General features: G+C 43.5%; 16 protein-coding genes and 1 pseudogene. 8 read left to right on the top strand and 9 right to left on the bottom strand.

All coding sequences use genetic code 11. The features are described from left to right. The first annotated feature begins 28 nt into the window (after nt 1–28). The 4 genes from QAS77_RS00885 (at nt 29) to QAS77_RS00870 (ending at nt 6,315) form a co-directional block, all read left to right on the top strand. Entirely contained in the window at nt 29–250 is a 222-nt protein-coding gene (locus QAS77_RS00885) for a hypothetical protein (RefSeq protein WP_305063812.1), read from the top strand. Nucleotides 251–689: 439 nt separating this feature from the next. Beyond that, nucleotides 690–3,515, top strand: a complete 2,826-nt coding sequence (locus QAS77_RS00880; RefSeq protein ID WP_305063811.1) for a NosD domain-containing protein — start codon at nt 690–692, stop codon at nt 3,513–3,515. Between the two features lie 81 nt (nt 3,516–3,596). Then, a complete protein-coding gene (locus tag QAS77_RS00875; protein WP_305063809.1) occupies nt 3,597–4,367 on the top strand; it encodes a hypothetical protein in 771 nt (256 codons plus the stop codon). 79 nt (nt 4,368–4,446) lie between these two features. Next, nucleotides 4,447–6,315 (top strand): outer membrane protein assembly factor BamB family protein, encoded by a 1,869-nt coding sequence (locus QAS77_RS00870; RefSeq protein ID WP_305063808.1) that lies wholly within the window; start codon nt 4,447–4,449, stop codon nt 6,313–6,315. A gap of 1,203 nt (nt 6,316–7,518) precedes the next feature. Here the strand turns inward: QAS77_RS00870 and QAS77_RS00865 are convergent. Both QAS77_RS00865 and QAS77_RS00860 read right to left on the bottom strand, forming a co-directional pair. Beyond that, complete coding sequence (locus QAS77_RS00865) at nt 7,519–8,808, bottom strand: outer membrane protein assembly factor BamB family protein (RefSeq protein ID WP_305063807.1); 1,290 nt, start codon at nt 8,806–8,808, stop codon at nt 7,519–7,521. 675 nt (nt 8,809–9,483) lie between these two features. Continuing rightward, a pseudogene (locus QAS77_RS00860) lies at nt 9,484–10,833 on the bottom strand (ADP-dependent glucokinase/phosphofructokinase). A 131-nt stretch (nt 10,834–10,964) separates the two neighbouring features. On the opposite strand from QAS77_RS00860, the gene QAS77_RS00855 reads away from it, so the two are divergent. Continuing rightward, nucleotides 10,965–11,087: a hypothetical protein gene (locus QAS77_RS00855; RefSeq protein WP_305063805.1), complete on the top strand. Its 123-nt coding sequence runs from the start codon at nt 10,965–10,967 to the stop codon at nt 11,085–11,087. A gap of 117 nt (nt 11,088–11,204) precedes the next feature. Here QAS77_RS00855 and QAS77_RS00850 read toward each other — a convergent pair whose 3' ends face one another. Continuing rightward, nucleotides 11,205–12,410 (bottom strand): methionine adenosyltransferase, encoded by a 1,206-nt coding sequence (locus tag QAS77_RS00850; RefSeq protein WP_305063803.1) that lies wholly within the window; start codon nt 12,408–12,410, stop codon nt 11,205–11,207. A gap of 298 nt (nt 12,411–12,708) precedes the next feature. Here QAS77_RS00850 and hisG point away from each other — a divergent pair, with 298 nt between their 5' ends. From hisG to hisB, 3 genes are read left to right on the top strand one after another with little or no spacing between them, the layout of a single operon-like run. Then, the gene (gene hisG, locus QAS77_RS00845; RefSeq protein ID WP_250868525.1) at nt 12,709–13,563 is read left to right on the top strand and encodes an ATP phosphoribosyltransferase; all 855 of its coding nucleotides are present in this window, start codon (nt 12,709–12,711) and stop codon (nt 13,561–13,563) included. A gap of 10 nt (nt 13,564–13,573) precedes the next feature. Next, nucleotides 13,574–14,314 (top strand): 1-(5-phosphoribosyl)-5-[(5-phosphoribosylamino)methylideneamino]imidazole-4-carboxamide isomerase, encoded by a 741-nt coding sequence (hisA, locus tag QAS77_RS00840; RefSeq protein ID WP_250868526.1) that lies wholly within the window; start codon nt 13,574–13,576, stop codon nt 14,312–14,314. Between the two features lie 25 nt (nt 14,315–14,339). Beyond that, on the top strand, nt 14,340–14,915 hold the full coding sequence (gene hisB / locus QAS77_RS00835; RefSeq protein WP_250868527.1) for an imidazoleglycerol-phosphate dehydratase HisB: 576 nt from the start codon (nt 14,340–14,342) through the stop codon (nt 14,913–14,915). Between the two features lie 38 nt (nt 14,916–14,953). Here hisB and QAS77_RS00830 read toward each other — a convergent pair whose 3' ends face one another. The 6 genes from QAS77_RS00830 to QAS77_RS00810 all read right to left on the bottom strand — a co-directional run. Beyond that, nucleotides 14,954–17,056 (bottom strand): helix-hairpin-helix domain-containing protein, encoded by a 2,103-nt coding sequence (locus QAS77_RS00830; RefSeq protein ID WP_305063799.1) that lies wholly within the window; start codon nt 17,054–17,056, stop codon nt 14,954–14,956. A 14-nt stretch (nt 17,057–17,070) separates the two neighbouring features. Next, nucleotides 17,071–17,904 carry a DUF4130 domain-containing protein gene (locus tag QAS77_RS00825; RefSeq protein ID WP_305063798.1) on the bottom strand — a complete coding sequence of 278 codons (834 nt, stop codon included), beginning with the start codon at nt 17,902–17,904 and terminating at the stop codon, nt 17,071–17,073. Next, nucleotides 17,901–19,040: a helix-hairpin-helix domain-containing protein gene (locus QAS77_RS00820; RefSeq protein ID WP_305063797.1), complete on the bottom strand. Its 1,140-nt coding sequence runs from the start codon at nt 19,038–19,040 to the stop codon at nt 17,901–17,903. The genes QAS77_RS00825 and QAS77_RS00820 overlap by 4 nt, the downstream gene beginning before the upstream one ends. Before the next feature lie 163 nt (nt 19,041–19,203). After that, nucleotides 19,204–19,410 carry a hypothetical protein gene (locus QAS77_RS11545; protein ID WP_331521828.1) on the bottom strand — a complete coding sequence of 69 codons (207 nt, stop codon included), beginning with the start codon at nt 19,408–19,410 and terminating at the stop codon, nt 19,204–19,206. A gap of 41 nt (nt 19,411–19,451) precedes the next feature. Beyond that, complete coding sequence (locus QAS77_RS11540; protein ID WP_331521826.1) at nt 19,452–19,718, bottom strand: ArsR/SmtB family transcription factor; 267 nt, start codon at nt 19,716–19,718, stop codon at nt 19,452–19,454. Between the two features lie 75 nt (nt 19,719–19,793). After that, nucleotides 19,794–20,930 (bottom strand): ADP-dependent glucokinase/phosphofructokinase (locus tag QAS77_RS00810; RefSeq protein ID WP_305063796.1); only part of this gene is annotated, 1,137 nt, incomplete at its 5' end.

Genomic DNA, 20,930 nt, shown 5'->3' with positions numbered 1-20,930 from the left:
TTTTTTTTGGAAATATTCTGGTGAAAAAATGAAATACATTTCTTTTATTATACTGTTGATCACACTTACAATCATTTCAGTTCCTATCTCTGCTGCAACACCCGATATAACCGCCATCCGGACCATTACACCCGACAGCATCCCTGCAGGTAGATCCTTTGATGTCACCGTGGAGATAGTGGTTTTTAGGGGTAACTTCCTTTTCGGTACACCTATGAATTCACTTATATGTATCACACATAGCAGCTAAAACGGAATCATAGGGCTAGCTTTTCATGTCACACCATTCATTGAAACAATTTTCAACATAATCAGGATCCAACATATTTCTAAAGAGTGAACAGTAGATGCTTATGATGTGTTACTGATAAAAAAGCTGAAGTAGCGTTGTTTAAAATTTTGATTTGTTGATTATGTAATCCATTTGACTAATGTTATTTATCTAAAACAATACTTTTAAGTACATAAAAGACTTACACATTTGAGTCGAACGGATGCGGATTTATCTAATATTTTTTCGATACAAAATTGGTGTTGGTGAAAGTATGATCTCTAAATGTAATTTCATATTGAGTCGAAAACTGTGAGATTCGCCTGGAGATTCAGTAAACCAATGCAAGGACTACAGCAAGGCAACAATGCTACATTGCTGCCTGATAACAGACCAAAATAAAAATTGGAGTACGAATATGAATAAAAACATACTAAAAAATGGAATCATGATAAGTCTGATTCTGGTGCTGATGTTAGCGCTTGTAGGCGCTGCATCCGCACATGATGTAACGGTTAGCAGAACAATCACACCCAGTACTACTGTAGGCACAGGTGAGTCTTTTGAAGTGGTGCTTGACATTGAAGTCACAGGTACGTTGGGTGGCAGTAATCTGGCAACAGTAACGGAAACATATACAGAGACCGATTGGACAATCAGCAATATAATCGCTGATTCTGTCTTTGGAATATACGTAGATGGTACTCCAGGCCAGTACCAATGGGGTACCGGAATGAATGCAATTCCTCTTGGAACCTATCAGATATCATACAACATGACAGTGCCTTCTGACGAAGCTGTGGGTGCTTATAGCATTACAGGTGATTACAAGGATACAGACCACCCCACACCGGGAGTTACCACCACAGGCGACATGGATGTTACAGTAGAACTCGGTGACCTGCACATCTACCCTGGAGATGATTTCAAAACAATCATCGAGACAGCACCTGCCGGTTCAACCATCTACTGGCATGCAGGAACCTATGTCGGCTCTGCTGCAGTACTAATACCTGATTCTGTACACATAATCGGTGACGGTTCAGACGTTGTGGAACTTCAGAATATAGACATAGTAGATTCTGTTGTGGGTTTAACTGGAAATATTACTTATTCTGGAACCAGTGCCATAATTGAGGGGCTTAAGTTAGGTGTTGATTCTGGTCTTGAGCTCAATGACGTTGAAAACATAACAATAAGGGACTGTGTAACTAGTGTCGATCAATGTATGCTCGTTGATAGCGTATTGGTTGAAAACTGTATTTTCAATGGTCAACTGTATATTGATAACAGCACTGGTCTTGGCATAGGTGGAGCTATCATCAGGAATAATATATTCCAAGATCGAACTGATGATTTTTGCCTGAAAATCCAGTATGCGAATGATATATTGGTCACGGGCAACACATTCCAGAATACGGCTTCATCCAACTATATAGCATACTTAAGGGAAGACATGAATGCAGAGTTCAGTAATAACCATATGATGGATGTAGCAGCCCTTTATCCGATGTACATACGTGGTGGTAGCACTGTAATCAAGGAAAACACATACGAAAATTGTGCAGCAGCTGATGGTGTCTTCCGTTTCAACAGTGCAGACGCTACATTATACATGAACAATTTTGTCAACTCTGCACCTTATGTGACTGATACCAGCAGCGGAACTGTAAGCTGGGAATCCCCATCTGCTATCAGTTACGCTTACCAGGGCAACTCCTACACCAGCGTACTTGGTAACTACTTTGACACCTACTCTGGTGACGACGCAGACGGTGACGGTATCGGTGACACAGCCTTTGCACTTGCAAGCGGTAATGACAGCTACCCATTGATGGGTGCATGGGAAGAAGGAAATATTGCCGGTGCAGTTATCCTTTATCAGGGTACAGTTGAACTCGGATCAGATATGACCTGTGAATTCCACCCATATAACAACGCATCCGCTGAATATAACATTGCACCACTTTCAGCAATGGCTGCACTTATGGCAACCGGTCTTGACCTCGAGATCAGTGATTCCTGGTATCCAACTTACGAATGCTTCTCACTGGACAACATTGAAGACATCGAGCCACCAACCGAGACAGGCTTCTGGGCATTCTCTGTCAACGGTGTAGCTTCAGACTGGGGTATCGGAAATGTAAATGACACAGTTGTTGATGGTGACGTGGTAAGGTTCGCCTATACTGATTATATGACAGGTGAGCAATTCTATGCAGTGGAAATCACAGTAGAGGACACTGGCAGGGATGACTTCCTGTACTACGGTAGTGTTGACCTCGTGAATGGTGAAACCTACAAGTTCATTCCATACAACAACCCAACAAATGAATATGACATCGACTCCATGACCGCCTTTGGTGCACTCATCGAAACCGGTCTTAACACCATGGTGTCTGATGCATGGTATAATGCAGGTCTGGGCTCTTTCTTCTTGGATGCTATTGAAGGCACCGACACACCAACTGACTTCTCGACCTCTTGGGACTTCCGTGTAAACGGTGTATCTACAACATACGGTGTAGGAAATGTAGAAAATGATACTGTTGTCGATGGTGACTTGGTAAGCTTCGTCTATTGGGGATATACACCAGAGAGTGAATGCGATGCTGTACACATCCATGTGAACGAAGTCAGTTACCCTGTACTTGCCCAGAGAGACATTGCAAGCCAGAACTTCTACCAGGGCTTGCTCAGCATGGGTCAGACATCTACAAAGGTAACTGTAACCCTTGAAGCAAGAGAGGATATAGATTCACTTTCTCTTGAAGAGGTCATTCCAGCAAACTGGTCTATCACCCCATCCAACAACGACGGATCCATTTTCAAGGCTAACCTTACAGACGATACACGCTTTGAATGGGTATGGGCTGAAGCCTTAACCACAGGCGAAGTAAGGACCATTGAATACACGCTTACACTGGACGAAGATGCACTTGCAGATGATTATTATCTTGTAGGTACATCCTCTGTGTTTGTAGATGGTGCGGATGTAAACGACATTCCAGTAGTTGGCGAGGAACTTGTCAAGGTCTCAGATGCTGACTGGAACCCATGGAACGATATTGACTCCGAAGGTGGAGACCTCATTACCACAGCTGAACTGCAATCTGCTGTCAACTGCTGGTTGAACGATCTCCCAACACCTATTACCGGTGCAACTGTTACAACCGACAGATTGCAGATGCTGGTCTACTACTGGCTCAATGATCTGCCATGTACTGAAGGTGCAGACGCATAATCTGGTAAACCATTTTGAATAAACACCCGGCTTAACCGGGTATTTATTCTACTTTTTTTTTGGAAATATTCTGGTGAAATAATGAAATACATTTCTTTTATTATACTGTTGATCACACTTACAATCATTTCAGTTCCGATCTCTGCTGCAACTCCTGATATAACCGCCAGCCGGACCATTACACCCGTCAGCATTTCTGCAGGTGGATCTTTTGATGTCACCGTTGAGATCGTGGTTTCAGGAGGCAGCTCATTTCTCGGTACGCTTACAGAGGAATACATGGCCCCTGAAAGCATGAAAGAATGGACCATCAGCAATGTAAACGCTGATCCTGTCTTTGTGGATTTCGTAGATGGTCTCCCGGGAAGGTACGAATGGAGCCGTGGAATGGATGAGATCCCTGAAGGCACATATTACATTAGCTATACGATGACAGTCCCTGAAGGTGATGTTGAAGGAACCTATGCTATCGATGGCTACTGGATCGATGCAGACCATCCGCAGAGCCTTGAAGTTGCAGGGAAAGATACCATAACGGTAGATGGCGCAGCAATGGCTGATGAAGAAACAACTGCCTGGGCTCCTGCTCCTTCCGAAACACAGTTCGTTCCTGAAAGCAACGGATCATCAATTCCGGAAGATCCGGTATCTGAAGTGCAGGATAACAATAATAGCGAGAATGTGGAAAATGACGTGCAATCCATTTCAACGTCTGCATCTTCCGAAAGTCCGGTGAACGACGCTCCCCAGGAAAAACAGGAAATTCCGGCACTTAACGCAACATGGGTTTTAGTTTCAATAATTGTACTGGCCATGCTCTCGGGAAAAGAGGGGGATTACCCAAAACATTAATGAATGTTATCATATAATATCACACATATGCATTGAAGCATTATACAAAGTAGTTTATTCAAAAGAATAGGTGCGATATATGAAGATGAATTATAGATCAACATTTTTTTTAGTATTACTGATGCTTTTCCTTTGTATCTCCTGTTGCCTGCCTGCGGCGGCGGCAGATGTTTCTTTGACAAGGACGATATCTCCCCTGAGCATTGATAATGCCGGCGGATCGTTTGATGTGGTCGTAGAAATAGAGATAGCAAACGGCGATGCAACTGTGGGAACACTATCTGAAAATTACCAGTTTGCCGAGAACATGCCGGACTGGACTATCAGTAATATAGACGCTGACCCGGTTTTTATCCAATATGTAGATGGAATGCCGGGGTTGTACGAATGGAGTGGAGGCTTTACTCCAATTCCTGCAGGGATATATTATATCAACTACACAATGACAATTGGTGATCCCGAACAGCCAGGTACCTATGATGTATCCGGTTCCTGGGTGGATATCGATAATGCTGATGGAATTACTGTGACAGGGGACACACAGGTAACCATAGTAGGGATCCCCGTTTTCACTTCCACAGACTGGGAACAGTTCCAGGGCGGCCTATACAACAACGGAGTAACATCTGACAGAGGTCCCATCCAGAAACCCGACGTGACGGAATCGTGGGCCACCTATACCTATGGAGTTCCAATGGCCTATGGAATAGACACAGTGTCCCTTGTTGTAGGCGACCTTGTGTATTCAGTTACCCAGGGAGCAGTCTATGCAGTTGATAGGAATACAGGAGAAATAGCATGGACAGGTGAGATCGAAACAGGACCAACAGCACCACTGGGTGCTCCTGCATATGGCAACGGAAAGTTGTTTGCCACGGCTTTTGGTCATGTTTATGCATTTGACGCTATCACCGGAACCGAGCTCTGGAATGACAGCATCAATACTGAAGATCCCAGCATATGTCAGATAAATACTCCTGTTACCTATGATGACGGCAGGATCTATTTCGGAGAATGGTTAAGCTATGGTGATGATGACCGCAAATATTACTGCTATAATGAAGATGGTACCGAACGCTGGACTCGCAACTCATCAACAAAGGTGGGCTATTACAGAGCAGGCGCTGCTATCATCGGACAATACCTTGTATACCCTGATGATGCCATGCACATGACATCTGTAGACAAATATGACGGAACCACAGTTGATGAAGTAGATATGGCAGATCTGCTCGGCATAGGAGTCGCAAGGAATGAAATAAGGGCATCGGTCATGTATGACCCCCTATCAAAACGTCTGTATACTGCAACAGAAGATGGATACTGTATCTCCATCGGATTCAAGGCAGATGGTACTTTTGACACTTCGGATGCCCATAAATTTGACATCGGCAAAAGCACGTCCACCCCCACATTATATAATGGCCGGGTGTACGTAGGTACCGGCACATTCACCGGACATGGTGAGCTTTATTGTCTCAATGCAGAAGACCTGACACAGGTATGGAACTACACTCCAAACGGTGGCGTACAGGCATCTCCTGTAATATCCACAGCCTACGATGACGGGGATGGAGAGGTTTATATTTACTTTACCACTAACATCCTGAACGGAACAGCGTACTGCCTGAAGGATTATACTGGCAACACTGAAGCCGAACTCCAATGGACATACCAGCCACAAACGGAGCATAATGAATACACCCTTCCTGGTGTGACCATCAAGGACGGTCGCATATTCTATGGTAACGACCACGGCTACCTTTTCGGGCTTGCTGAATGGAATTTCTGGGATGATCCTATTTCAGAGGAAGGCGAGGCCATAACCACCTCCGAGCTACAGGAAGCTGTTCACCACTGGCTTACTGATGAGCCGGCACCGGTTACTGGTTCAATTATATCAACAGAACGATTGCAGAATCTTGTGCATAACTGGTTGATATCCTGATAGGGGTTTATGGCAGCAATAACCATATTTTGCTGCTATCTTTTCTTTTTTATATTGTCATAGTTACAACCTACTTTGACAGTTTTAACTTACTCAAAGAGAATGTTTTCTCTTTTGCTCAAAATTTCAACTTTTTTGTCAGGCGATCATATTAAACCGTTTCAATAAATTCATTTAAATTATCATGAATACCCCGCTTTGACCTCAAAATCTGTGATGATCTTATAACGCCTTTATTGATATTTTTTGGTGCTAAAATTGTCTGTGAGCTTATAGCTTACAAGAGCTTTCAATATCTTCTTGATGCCAATATCATGTTTTTTTTGTTTATCAAAAACAATGAGAAAATCAATGGCATCATAGAATTTTTCAACGGTCAGGATAGTTCCAATCGGAAAGAAGATATTATTGTTAGGAATTGTGGTATATGTCGTTACATTTTTGATCGAATCAACATAACTAAGAACAGTTATTAATTTTAGCTGTCAAACCTGCAATATAACTTCTTTTTGTCATTTGCGAGTCTGACTGATCTGTTTCCCAAAAAAAGAAGTAATAAATACCCGTTTACCGAGTATCTATTCGGATTTATTCACTAGTGATCTGCGCCGTCCGGATCGTTGATCCAGTATTAGACCAGAAGGTATCCGCAGTATCTACTCCAAAGGAATAAACTGACAATTTTGGATTGTTTTCGAAGATCATACCTAGCCATCACAACTTGTATAGATCGATCACGGGCGATCGCCCTTAGTGATCTGTAAGGGAGATCATTGATGCTTCGATACTTAAGAATGTGTTTTTGGATAACGCGTATTAGTTCAAAAATAACAGGGCTGATATCGGAAATCGAATAAAATAGCTCCACTCATCTTTTTTGAATGAGTTCGCTTTCATATAATAAGATAGTAATTTTAGGTAGCATAAGACTCCATGAGGAAAATTGGGTTGAAATAATAGAATCAAAATTAAATATTAGATCTGTTTGGTTATGTTTTAGCCTCACAGTTCCAAAGCAGTATAAGTTTAGTCAACAATCACAGGACATGGAATGGGCATAAGTTCAAGATACTTAAATTTATGGAAAAGAATAATGTATACTGGCATTAAGGTTAAGGAAAAACGCATTTGATCCTTGCCTTTATTTCAAAAACGAAGGAAAAGAAGGCAATCTCAAAAAGATTACCTTCAAAAACAGAGCCTTTATTCTGTTAATCCAAATATTTTCTTGTTGTCGTTACCGTAAACCAGCCAGCTGTCAGCAAAGGCGATACCTTGTAATGTATATGAAGAACCAGTAGGTCCCCAGTAGGGGCTACCGCTAAATTCTTCATCAGTGGTATCAAATGTGCAGGCATAGAGCCTTCCAGAAGCGGTATTTGTAGTTACATATACCCTCTCTTCCCCACTTGGGTATGTGGTGACAACAGGTGATGCTTTCACCGGCCCGTTTGTGTTACATGTATCCAGACACGTCAAAGTGCTCCTTTCATAGGCCTTTACAGCAGAACCATCAGTGCCCACGTAAACATAGTCAGACGTAACAGCTGGTGTTGTGGTAGTTCTTGCGCCTGTGGTTTCAGAATCAGTGTCATTACCATCAAGGTCTCCGGTTGCTGAGTTGAAACCGATTGCTATCAGATAGCCTTCTGTGGTGGTGTAGTAAATGGTACCATCATCATAAACAATACCTGAACGTATGCTACCAGCACCTGCCTGTATGCTTGAAGTCTCTATGGAATCTACCACATCGCCATCATCCAGATCGAATACCCGCACAGTACCGTCATCATCGCCTACTACTACATAGTTTCCGATAATTGCAGGGGATGTAAAGTAGAACCCGCAGTCATTATCATATTTCCAGTTAACAACACCTGTATCTGCATCCACGCAGTAGAAATAACCATCATCGGTTGTGTACGTCCCACTCATGTGTGTGGATCCGAAGTAGATGGCGTCCTGACCGGAATCGTACTTTATTGGAGTGTTCAACTGGTGACTACTTGGGAATTCTGTACTGCTGGTGTTTGACCAGATCGCAGTACCGTTACCGGAATGAAGTGCATGGATTCCCGTAGATGTAGAGGCGTTACCACTTGAAAGACCTACATATAGACGCTTTTGTGCATCATCGTATGCGGGTACGCTAAGTTCAAAGTTTCCTGAACCTCCAAGCTCATCGTTGCACCATACCTGTGTACCATTCGTCAGACCTATTGCATAGATATCACCATTGTAATACACATTGTACGTGATACCGTCACCAATAATTGGAGCGGATTCCCATCCAAGCCATCCACCACTGGCTCCTGTAAAAGTCCAGGTATCACTTGGGGATGGAGTGAAGTCATCTGGAATGTCCTCACTTGTGACACCATTGTTGTAGTTATTCTTTTGGAATGTCGGCCAGTCAGAAGCAGATGCTCCGGTTGCTAGCAAACTCAGCACTAACATTGTAGCGAGGGCTAGCCCTAAAGATTTTATGTTCATTTTATTATTTCCTCCATAGATAGTCTATGTTATCGTCAACGGAAATCCAAAACAGGACTTTCATCAACTTTTTGTGGGAAACTTTATTAATGAGAAATAAAGAATATGAACAATGGTAGTGGAATCTTGAAATCAGTAAATGTTGACGCAAATTGATTTCAGGAATCCCCCTACTACCCTTATTCTTCAAATTTTATTTCTCAATAATCCCATTTCTAACAAAGATATGCGCCTTTACGCAACACATCATAATAATGGTGATTATGTTATGGAATATATAGTTTGCTAATGAGACCATACGCATTAGTAGTATTGGTTATGTATATTAATATGAAGGGTAACTTAAATTAATTTTATCGATTATATGTTTGTACAATGGATAATATAATTATGAATATAGCTTTTTTATATATAATAAATTGCAATAAATGTTGTATTATTTGAATGTATGCAATCGTTTATTTAATAACAAACAATTTCTTAAAGAATTACATAGATAGAGAGGAGATTAACTCAATTTTCAGGGTTACTCACGATGGAACAGCCATCACATCATTGCAGAGTTTAACGATTTAGATAGTTTCTCAAGAATAGAACACTATGTGAAGTAGATCGATGATTCAATTGAAGGGGCAGGTATAACATTTCCAAGTTTTTCAGATTGGCTGCGAGTCATTATTCCCCCTCATTTGTCCCGATCTCCAGCCACCTCAAAAAAGTAGCTGAAGACACAGTATCCCCAAGCCCCACAGTGGACACCGGCTTTTCACAGATGATGGTCGGCAGGATACACACCGAAAAGTCCCTGTACTCCCCACATACACCGCCCTCAAAATGTTCGCCACCAATAAGATCCTGCAATTTACTTACCTGCCTTATCCCTTCTTCACTTCTGGCAAGACCAGTTACCGATTCCTCAAGTTGTAATCGCTCAGGCAGTCTTCCTGATGCTGCAAAAGCTGCCGCACACTTCACACCAAACTACATGCTCTGCATTTCAAGACGCGGCCTGGAAGCTCCTTCAGTAAAAATGCTCATCATAAAATCACGGGTATGCAGGACGATCTTCTTCAGGCCGGTGGATGAAGCACACTTCACACAGGCATCCATAATTGCGCAGGAATCCATTTTTCGTATCATGTCCGAAGGAACACCATGCAATTCAGTGAGCATTACCAGTTCATCCTCGTTCATTCCGATACTATCCACAGTACCGGCAAGTTCGGTGAAAATGGAAACACCCATATCCACACTCATGAAATGTCCCAACTCAACATGGATCGGCAGATATGGATTGCGTGCTTTCCAGTCCTTTAATTGTGAATGTGCCTTTTCAAAACGCTCAAGATACCCGGAACCGTCAGGATAGCATTTCTGCAGCTGATTGAAGCCTGAAATGATCGCCCCATCCATCTCGGTCACATGCTCACGGCTGTATTCTTCGAATTCAGGAGTGATCGTAAGTTCCGTATTGATATCATCATAAGTTGCAATGAAACGGTTTTCTCTGGGTACCATCACCTCTGTGCCAAAAACATTGAATCGTGTTCCACTGCTAAAATCAAAAACAAAATGGATGATCTCATTTGCATCTTTGGAGGTTGAAGTATCCTGTGGAACAGACTCTCCTGAAAAGATTATGTTCCCGCCTGACATCAATGCCTTTATCGAATTGATGTCACCAACTGCATTCATAACGACCTGGTCTGCACCCATGTGAGACATGACGTTTGCCATTATTCCCATATTACCGCCAAGCCGTATCTCACTCTTCTCATAATAACGGCTTTTCAGGAAATGAAAAACATCATCCGAATAAATGAACCATTCGGCACCTGTGCCTTTCTGCATGTGAAGGACCAGTCCTGCAACAAGATCGGTGATCGATCTTATCTCACCCGGACCATCGTATATCTTCTCAAGCAATTCATCCTTATCCACCATCTTCAAAAGATCTGAGATATCCTCCCCGGTTATCGTGTACACAGCATCGATGTTGACATTATACCCACAAAGGACTTTCATGAAGATCCCTCACTCACTTGATCTTTGAAAGAAATCCTACAAATGAAGTCGCAGAGATCGCAGAATCAATGATAGCATCACTCAAAGGAGAATCCGGATATGGATGACCGATACACCCCGCCATAGCCATAATGATATTTATTCTTTTCGCCGCATTGCCCATGAAAGAGACAAATATGAACATAATGACGATCAAAATGAACAAGGAACAGATGCAATTAGAAATTACGGATGAAGTTGTGAAGGAAGAATAGAGAGAATATTAGAAAAAGAACAGAAAGAGCGGAACAAAAGGAAAAAATGGGGCAGCTTGGATCGAAGATCGATCTTGCTGACACCCGCATGATCCAATATATACAGATATATCGGAATTAGAAAGTATCAAGTTCGCCTTTGACCACCATGTCAGTGATCTTGGTGATGTTCTCAAGCCAGTCGTCAATGACCACTTCTGCTTCAGACCTGATGGCAGCAAAGTTCGCACCATCTTCAGGGATGACCTGTGCACTTGCCACGAGTGGCTGATCGATAGGCATTCCGATCTGAGAGAGAAGCTTGATATGGACATCGCTTACTTCATCAACAGCACTTACAACGTCCCTTGCCATCTGTGTAGAAAGCAGGTTGTAGATCTTACCAATGTGGTTGATAGGATTCTTACCGCTTGTTGCTTCCATGCTCATTGGCCTGCTTGGAGTGATAAGACCGTTGCTTCTGTTCCCACGACCTACTGAACCATCATCACCCATTTCAGCAGATGTACCTGTAACGGTAAGGAAAACGCAGTCACAGCCACCATCGACCTTATCAGCAGCATTGATGCGGGCTGAAACTGTCCTGTCAGTGTACTTGGTAGCAAGATCAAGAACGTACTCGGTCATCTCTTCCTTTGCATTTATGTAGTGGTCCATGTCATCGATGTGCCTGCCTACCATACCACAACAGATGGTAAGAGAGATATCATTATTATCCCTGAGACCCATGACCTTTATATCTTCCCCGATTCCAGGGATCTTCTTTTTCTTAAGGTCTGTCAAAAGCTGCCTCTCGGTGTTGTAGACGACCTGTTCAAGTTCAGAGAAAGGAGCATGGCCCACACCGAATGAGGTATCGTTCGCCATTGGAATATGATCCCTGGTGAAAACATCCCTGAGGTCAGAAGAGCCCGTCCCAAGCTTGCAATCAATGATCATATCGCGCTCAAGGTCCATACCGGGAATGGTATTGCGAACATATTCGCGTGCAGCCTGAAGGGCAACTGCCTCTGCAGGGATCTCCATACCATCGAATTCCATGGTAGCCCTTCCGACAAGAAGAGTGTAAATAGGCTTGAGGACCTCACCGCCTCCGAATTCCGGCCTGGACCTTCCTGCAACGATCTGGGTCTCATCTGTGTTGTGGTGAAGGATAGCTCCACACTTGTCAATGTATTCTTTACAAAGAGCACGGCTCACAGCTTCTGCGAGACCATCACTGATACTGTCCGGATGACCTATACCTTTCCTTTCAACAAGCTCGGTCTCCTGTTTTTCTATAGGAGTCTCATGGAGATGTTCGACTTTGATATTTCGGATCATATTTAGCCTCTTTTTGATAAATTTGATAAATCAGATAGAAATGTGAAAACCACATGTCGGTTGGATTCAATCTATAAGATGAACAATTTATATATAATCATTACTACTCATGTGCACATTCATAACCTTCAGTAATAAGAGTAGATGATGAAAAAGGATGGAAATGATCGTAAACATTCTCAATGCTACCATGCAATACTTATAAAGGATAAATGTGTTTCAAGACATAGACCCAAGAACAGTTCTATAATAGATAGAACAAAATACAACTAAACCCGTTCTGTGAGAAGGACTTCATATGATACGTATTGCAATACCTAACAAAGGAAGATTACACGAGCCCACCATACAGATGTTCAAGGAAGCAGGACTTCCCGTACTTGGTGGTTCCAACAGAAAGCTGTTTGCAAAAACAAACGATCCGGAGATCACATTCCTGTTCGCAAGAGCAGCCGACATTCCGGAATATGTTCAGGATGGGGCGGCAGATGTCGGCATCACCGGACTGGACCTTATCTCTGAGACCGAGTCAGATGTAGAGATGCTCCTTGACCTCAAATATGGAGGAGCAGACCTTGTACTTGCAGTACCTGAAGAATCAGACATCTCATCGGCAAATGACCTTGAAGGAATGCGTGTAGCAACTGAGTTCCCCGGCATCACTGCAAGGTATTTCAAGAACCTCGGGATAAACATTGATGTAGTAAAGGTCAGCGGTGCATGCGAAATGACACCACATGTTGGCATTGCAGATGCCATTGTGGACATTTCCAGTTCAGGAACGACACTTGTGATGAACCATCTCAAGGTAATCGAAAAAGTGTTCTCATCATCCATATATCTGATCGCAAATCACGAAACGGCAAAAACGGAAGAGAAGATAGAACACATCAAAACAGCCCTTGAGAGCGTAATGCATGCCAAAGCAAAGCGATACTTAATGATGAACGCTCCAACCACAGTGGTCGATGATTTAAAGGAAGTGCTTCCCGGACTTGCAGGACCAACTATAATGAAAGTCGAATCCAAGGAAGATATCGTGGCAGTACATGCCGTCGTGGACGCAGACATCATCTTTGCCACCATTACAAAGCTTAAAGCTGCAGGTGCTTTTGACATACTTGTAATGCCTATCGAGAGAATGATACCCTAAAGGTGACAAAATGAGCTTTGAAGTGATACCAGCAGTCGATATGAAAGGCGGCAAATGTGTACAGCTCGTTCAGGGCGTACCCGGAAGCGAGATGATATCCCTCGATGACCCCGTTGAAGTCGCCCTTGACTGGGTTTCCCAGGGCGCAAGGACACTACATCTTATCGATCTTGATGGTGCAATAGAAGGAAACAGAACAAATGCACCCATTATAAAGAAGATCGTCGAGAAATGCAAACCCCAGGGAATATACATCCAGGTAGGCGGAGGAATACGTTCCTTCGAAGATGCTGCAGCTTTACTCGATATTGGCATTGACAAAGTTATCCTCAGCACCGCTGCATTAAAGGATCCCGAACTTATCAAAAGGCTCTCCGATGAATTTGGAAGTGAACATATAAATGTTGCACTCGATTCAAAGAACGGAAAGATATCCATCGAAGGATGGACAAAGGAATCAGAACATACAGCAGTAGAAATGGGAAGCCAGTTTGAAGAGAAGGGCGCTGGAAGCATTCTGTTCACCAACATTGACTCCGAAGGTCTGTTAAATGGAGTGGACCCGAAACCTACTGAAGAGCTTGTCAATGCTGTCACCATACCCGTGATCGCATCCGGCGGTGTGACCACCCTTGAAGATATTGTCACACTGAAGAACACCGGAGCAGCAGGTGTTGTTGTTGGGAGCGCACTATACAAGAAAAAGTTCACACTGACAGAAGCAATAGATATCATCAGTGATGAAAATTGATCATCGAAAACGGCAGAGGAACAGCATGAGAAACGCAAAGATCGCACGTAAGACAAAAGAGACGGATATCCGGATGGAACTCGAGCTGGATGGCAACGGTTCATCGAATATTGACACAGGCATCGGTTTTTTCGACCATATGCTTACCGCTTTTGCAAGACACGGAAATTTTGATCTGACCATCGAAGCCACCGGTGACCTGATCGTTGATGAGCACCACCTGATAGAGGACACCGCAATAGTTCTTGGCCAGGCACTCTCTGAAGCACTCGGAGATAAGAACGGGATCGCCAGATTCGGAGATGCACGCATCCCAATGGATGAAGCCCTTGCAGATGTGGTTCTCGACCTTGGAGGAAGGACCTATCTCGTAATGAATGCTCAGTTCGAATCACCAAGGGTCGGTGAAATGAACACACAACTTGTGAGACACTTCTTTGAGTCCCTCACAGACAATTCAAAGATGAACCTGCACATAACTGTCACAGGTTACAATGACCACCACAAGATAGAGGCCCTTTTCAAGGCCTTTGCATACGCCCTCCGCCGTGCTGTCAAGATTGAAGGCGAAGGCATCAAAAGTACAAAAGGTGTGCTTTAAAGCAACCTAACAAAATGGAAAAGCCGTATTATTACGGCTTACTTGAACTTTTTTTGCAATCTTTTATAAAAGTCCTGCTCCGGACCATTTGACTTTCTTGACAGACGCTCGACTATGAGCTCAGGAGTGCTCTTTGCAACATAATTGTACCTTGGCGTCCTTTCAACTATAAGGTTCAGTTCCTTATCAAGCCCGCTTGCCTCGATGCCATCAACACGTACATTGCATTCGGTGTTCTCAAGGATCAGTTCTGATAAATGGGACACAAAAATTGACATGCCGTTATCATTCTCAGAAAGCACCTCCAGTATTCCCGAGATTATCTTTGCAGAAGCTCCCGGCTCAGTAATAGATTCCAGTTCATCTGCCAGAACAAGCTTTGAAGAATCGTTTGCAACAACTGAAAAATCAACAAGGGTGGTCTCGAAAGCTCCTGCATCCAGAGTACCTTTGGATTTTCCAAAATGATAGAACTCTTCCGCAAGACCTATCTCCATGTTCATGGCAGGAGTTGGGAAGCCCATGTGAGCAAGGATAACACACTGTGCCACCAATTCAAGCAGAGAGGTCTTTCCTCCTGAATTGACACCACTCAAAAGGACAACTCGACTGCCATTCCCATCGGGATCATAGGAGGTATTGCCTACTGAATAATCGATAGGTACGACCGAACCATGCCTCGTTCTTATGAAAAGGTTCGATGCACCCTTGAACGCAATGCCCGTCCCTTCAATGAACTCAGGAAGATGAAGGTCGAACTCCTTTGCAAAGCAACCTATAGAAAAACCCACATCGAAATCAAGGGCTTCGTGAACCATCCTTTGTGCAACATCATGGAACTCTGAGAGTGTCCTCGCAATATTGCATTTGTGCCGAACCTTTAGTTTTTCCACTTGATTTGCTATCTGCTGCTTAAAGGAATACAGGCATTCCTGTTTCACTTCAAGGGGATGAGTGATCTCATCCGAGAAAAAGGAATCAAGGGACAACAGCTCATTCCTTTCAAGCGCAAGGTCCGCCACGATCTTCTCTTTTGCGGTCTTGATAACAGAACTGTAAGAATGGAACAGCTCTTTTTCGAGCAGGTCTTTTATCTCCATTTTCCCGTTCATCACCTTAAGCATGTCCTGACCGCTAAGCGTAAGTTTGCTCTCCTCCAGACAGGAATTAAGAGTGACATTGGCAGCAGTAATGGTTTCTGAAACACAATTATCGACATTTCTGGAGATCATCATAAGGCGATCGATACTATTATCAGAACCCTCCCTGACATCCCCATCCCCATCTATAAGAGAAAGGGTCTGCTTTAATCTTTCAATATCATCGTCCGCAATATCTTCAAGGGAACATATACCTGAACAGCGTAATATCTCAACCATTTGGATACAGCATTCAAGCGTATTAAGATTCCTCGCAAAGAAGTAGATCTCCTTCTCCGGCACTATCTGCCACATATTTGCTTTGCGAATATCAGGAATGAACTCAGGATCAACATCTTCAGGAAGGTCAAAGGCCATGCACTTGTCATCAGCAGCAACAACATGGGAATACCCCCTTGCAGTATCAACGAACTCCCCCGCACCCTTCACGAACTGGACATCCAGAAGATCCCCGAACATCTGCCGTGCAACCTCATACTGCTTGCTATCGGCGGTCAGAATTGCCCTGGACCTAACTTTCGGTGGTACGCATTTGACATCCAGAGCCTTTACATTTGACAGAAGCGAGATCAGTTCTTCATTGTCCCCCAATACACAAGCAGTCCTAATATACCCGGCAACATCCTTCCTAATATCCTCGATGAGTGCCTTTTTGCTTGCAGGATAAGGTATGTAGACATGAAGCTTGTCCTTCGCATATCTTGTATGTGTGAACTGCTTGATGATATCCAGGAGCCTCTCATAGATATCCGAAGCTTCCTTTGTCTTAAGGAAATCTTCCATACTAACACCTTCGAACTGTGCACGCACTTCGTGTACCAGAGAAATAGCATATCTTTGCCCTACTCCTTCAACTTCGGAAATACTTGCGATGTCACCGCTTAAAATAGCATCCATTGCCCTATCCTCCCCACCAAAATGCTCCTGAAAGCGTTTCGCCATTTTCTCACCAATACGCGGAATATCCTGTAACCCATTCATTTTCTCACCCATATTCATGCAAAACTATCCAGGGTACAGCCGGCAATGCCCCTTTCAACCTTATAACGATCTCTTTTTGACATCTTGCTCATCGAAGCAGAACTTTTGGGCTGCATTTTCTTTGCAAGCCCATGATTTCTCCTTGAATCTATCATCTGGGAATTATAGTAGAGGTCCCAGAGCTCATCCACATCATCCGATGTCGATGTTGACCGAAGGCTTTCCACAAAGGATGCGGTGATCTTTGCAACCCTATCAAGTCCAATAAGATCGCCATTGCCTACCCACGCAGAACCATTTTTGATAACTGCCACAGGAACGTCTGGATTTTTCCTGACAAGCCACCTGCAGAACATATCCGCGATATCGTGAGGAGTATCAATAACAACAGACAGTATGCCACCTTTAAGCTCCGGTCGTGCGAACATACACAACCTCTCGTATGCCTTGCCAACCTCGCGCATATAATTATAATACCGTTTTGCGATCTTGCCCTTCCCTGAATAAAGTCCATCAGTATCGCCATTACAAGAAACCAACAGTCGCACAAGCCCAGCAGGATCACACTCCTTGTGCCTTAGAAGAAGATCTACGTACCGTAGAGGATCGGGGTCGAACCTTGCCATACGAGGTTTACTTTTTCCGAATATCTCCTTGGATAAGGACTCGGACCGATAAGAAGGATCAAAACCTACCATATTGATCTCACCCTCGATACCTGAAAGATCGAGTTTCCCCTTAAGCTCCCCCACATCGCTCGCAAATATCAGTTCAGAACCAGGATCTTCCCTGAAAGCTAAACATGCAAGCAGCACACCCTCTACACTGGACCTAAAAGCTATTATCATGAGCAAGCCCCCATAAAAGAAGAAAGGTTCGTCTGCCTTGAACCATTGATCGAAATGTAGGACCTTGCACGGGAAACTACGACACCCACCCGGGAAAGTTCCTGCTCGGAAACTATCGGACGGGCTCGCACGATCCGGTTAGCGCTTATAGGCCCGATACCGGGAACAAGGAGCAGATCGGACATTTCAGCGGAATTGATATCCACCGGAAAACGATCAGGTTGCGATCGTGCAAGCACTTCCTTCGGGTCAGCATTTGAGAGATACCCATACTCATCGTAGATCTCATCGAAATCGCTTGACATGAGACCATAGTCCTTTAAAAGAAAGGACATCTGATACAACCTCTGCTCACGCCATTTCGGCGAAGGGGCCCCATTCTCAAGGGGAGTATCAGGCACAGGGTCGAAGCTCATAAAATAGGGTCTTCGCAATGCATACTTGTCCATGAACTTGTTGACCGTCTTCACGACCTCTTTGTCAGACTCAGGGACCGCACCCACCACGAATTGAGTGTCATTTGCACCAACCATTTTTCCCATACCGCAATATTCACTTCTTTTCTTCTCAATGAGGTCCCTTGTCCATTTCAGCCTCTGCAGAACATCGTTCTTATAATCGAAATTCGGACATATCTCTGAATAATTAACGGAATTGGTAGTCTCCGCATTAACACCGAATTTATCGGCATGATCTGCGATCTGCTCAAGCAGATATTTCGGAGTGCCAGGCATCACACGAATATTGATGTAGCCTTTAAACCCCTGACCACGCAACAGCTCCACCACCTCTAATTGCTTCTGCGAAGTATACTCTGCATCCCCCATGATGCCGGAAGACAGAAACAGACCCTCGATGGCATTCCTCCTGTAAAATGACCAAGTGATCTTTGCAATTTCCTCAGGTTCAAGGGATGCCCTTTTAGTCTCACGCTCACAGCGATTTGGACAATAGGCACACTCCCCTGCACAGGAATTCGATAACAGTGTCTTATAGAGCTGTATGCACCGTCCATCGGGACCAAAAGCATGGCAGACAGCACTCTGATTGCAACTGTCATATTTAGTACCTGCAGAGAGGATCTGCATTCTCTCAGATAAGGTCCGATGATGTTCGTTCTGTCTATAAGCACTCATTGGATGATAAATTGGCACTTAATTATATAACCGACAGCCAAGCGAGGTGAAAGTATTATTTAAAAGAATGGCAAAAAACCGTATAAAAAAGAACAGTGTAAAATAATGTAATAATAGGTAGGAACAATGCAAAAAAGAAAGAAAATTGATAAGCGTTCAAAGATCATTTCTTGACATGAATATCAAGTTTGATCTTAGTGACAGGTTCAAGTTTCTTCCATTCAATAGTTGTGTCCTCATCAAGTACACAGTTCTGAACTGACTTCTCAGAGAACTCGCCATTTATCTCATAAACATAGAGGCCTTCATCCCCATCTGTAGAGATAATAACTTCCCTATCGCCCTTCTTTTTCACCTTTATTGCAGCCACACCGCGCAGAGCATCCAGAAGGGTAGTACCTTTTTCAACCTCTATGACTTTGTCGGTGCAAAAGAGTTCATGGCGATATAGATATTATCCTTATGTGGTTTCAGCACATGGGTCTTCCCAAATATCCTGCGCTCAACAAGATTCGCAGCTTCCAATATCTTAACATGCTTCGCAGCAACCGGAACAGAGATCTCTAGCGTTCTTGCCAACTCGGAGATATGCATCTCATCCTCACTAAGCAGCTCAAGCATCCTAATGCGTGTATCGCTTCCCAGTGCGTTAAATACGTTGTTTCCCAATTGGCTCATACATGTAAATAGAGAGATTCCATATATAAGAGTATCATCCCTATTTTTAAGCAAATGTACAAAAAAATATTATAATTAACTGTTCAAAAGTTCTACCCATCTCAAAAAAGTAGCTGCCATGACCGTGTCCCCCAACCCGACCGTAGAGATAGGATCATCACAGATCAAAGTTGGCAAGATACAAACATTAAGGCCACCATATTTTCCACACACACACACACCTGACCCTAAACAAGAGTTCACATGGACATGATCCCCGCCCATGAACTTCTTCACTCTGCCAACCTGCTCCACCCCATATTCACTTACGGAAAACTCACTCACGGAATCCTCAAGATCGGACCTAAGCGGAAGTTTACCTGTCGCTGCAAAAAATGCAGCACACATAATTCCAAATTCCAGACTCTGTATCTCATGATCACATGAAGAGACCGTATCTCTAAAGACCGATACAATGAGATCACGCGTATGGACAACCATTTTCTTGAGGCCGGTTGCACGAATACATTTCACACATGCTTCAACGATAATACTGGAATCTATTCTCTGGAATCGTTCTTCTGGAATGCCATGTATCTCAAATAGCATACCTATTTCATCCTCGTTCATCCCAATACTGTCCGCAATACCCGAAAGTTCCGTAAATATGAAAACTGCCAGCTCAGAGGTTGAAAAATGTCCAAGCTCGGCATGGACCAGCAGGTCCGAATTCAGCACTTTCCATCCCCTCATCAAAGACCGGGCCTTTTCAAACTTCTCAACAGGACCAGAACCATCCGGATAAACTGAACGAAGCTGATTAAAACCTGAAACGATAGCACCATTCGCAACTTTTACATATTCACGACTGTAATCTTCAAAAGCAGGAGATATATAGAGTTCAGTATTCACATTATCATAAGTAGCAATGAATCTGTTCTCCCTCGGAACAGTAATATTCTTCCCGAAAAGCTCAAAACGAAGCCCTTTCTTAAAATCAAAGACAAAATGGACGATCTTTTCCTTAGCACCTTTAAAAGTGCTTTTTACATCATTATCACTTTCTTCCGGAAAGACCACGCCCTCCCCCGATATCAACGGACTTATCGAACCAACATCACCCACTGGATTAACGACAACCTCTTCTGCCCCCATCTCTGACATAACGTTTGCCATGATAGCCATATTACCCCCAAGCCGTACCACTGCTCGCTCATAAAAATGCTCCATCAG

It is taken from the genome of Methanococcoides sp., from assembly GCF_030594565.1.
Taxonomy (GTDB): Archaea; Halobacteriota; Methanosarcinia; order Methanosarcinales; family Methanosarcinaceae; genus Methanococcoides; species Methanococcoides seepicolus.
The sequence above is the reverse complement of the archived record's forward strand: the minus strand, read 5'-3'. Positions and strand labels throughout refer to the sequence as shown.

Excerpts from the sequence above, each read along its gene's own strand:
- QAS77_RS00880 (WP_305063811.1), top strand. The coding sequence starts at position 690 with ATGAATAAAAACATACTAAAAAATGGAATCATGATAAGTCTGATTCTG.
- QAS77_RS00885 (WP_305063812.1), top strand. The coding sequence starts at position 29 with ATGAAATACATTTCTTTTATTATACTGTTGATCACACTTACAATCATT.
- hisG (WP_250868525.1), top strand. The coding sequence starts at position 12,709 with ATGATACGTATTGCAATACCTAACAAAGGAAGATTACACGAGCCCACC.
- QAS77_RS00865 (WP_305063807.1), bottom strand. The coding sequence starts at position 8,808 with ATGAACATAAAATCTTTAGGGCTAGCCCTCGCTACAATGTTAGTGCTG.
- QAS77_RS00830 (WP_305063799.1), bottom strand. The coding sequence starts at position 17,056 with ATGAATGGGTTACAGGATATTCCGCGTATTGGTGAGAAAATGGCGAAA.
- hisB (WP_250868527.1), top strand. The coding sequence starts at position 14,340 with ATGAGAAACGCAAAGATCGCACGTAAGACAAAAGAGACGGATATCCGG.
- QAS77_RS00870 (WP_305063808.1), top strand. The coding sequence starts at position 4,447 with ATGAAGATGAATTATAGATCAACATTTTTTTTAGTATTACTGATGCTT.
- QAS77_RS11540 (WP_331521826.1), bottom strand. The coding sequence starts at position 19,718 with ATGAGCCAATTGGGAAACAACGTATTTAACGCACTGGGAAGCGATACA.
- QAS77_RS00850 (WP_305063803.1), bottom strand. The coding sequence starts at position 12,410 with ATGATCCGAAATATCAAAGTCGAACATCTCCATGAGACTCCTATAGAA.
- QAS77_RS00820 (WP_305063797.1), bottom strand. The coding sequence starts at position 19,040 with ATGAGTGCTTATAGACAGAACGAACATCATCGGACCTTATCTGAGAGA.
- QAS77_RS00855 (WP_305063805.1), top strand. The coding sequence starts at position 10,965 with ATGATATTTATTCTTTTCGCCGCATTGCCCATGAAAGAGACAAATATG.
- hisA (WP_250868526.1), top strand. The coding sequence starts at position 13,574 with ATGAGCTTTGAAGTGATACCAGCAGTCGATATGAAAGGCGGCAAATGT.
- QAS77_RS00825 (WP_305063798.1), bottom strand. The coding sequence starts at position 17,904 with ATGATAATAGCTTTTAGGTCCAGTGTAGAGGGTGTGCTGCTTGCATGT.
- QAS77_RS00875 (WP_305063809.1), top strand. The coding sequence starts at position 3,597 with ATGAAATACATTTCTTTTATTATACTGTTGATCACACTTACAATCATT.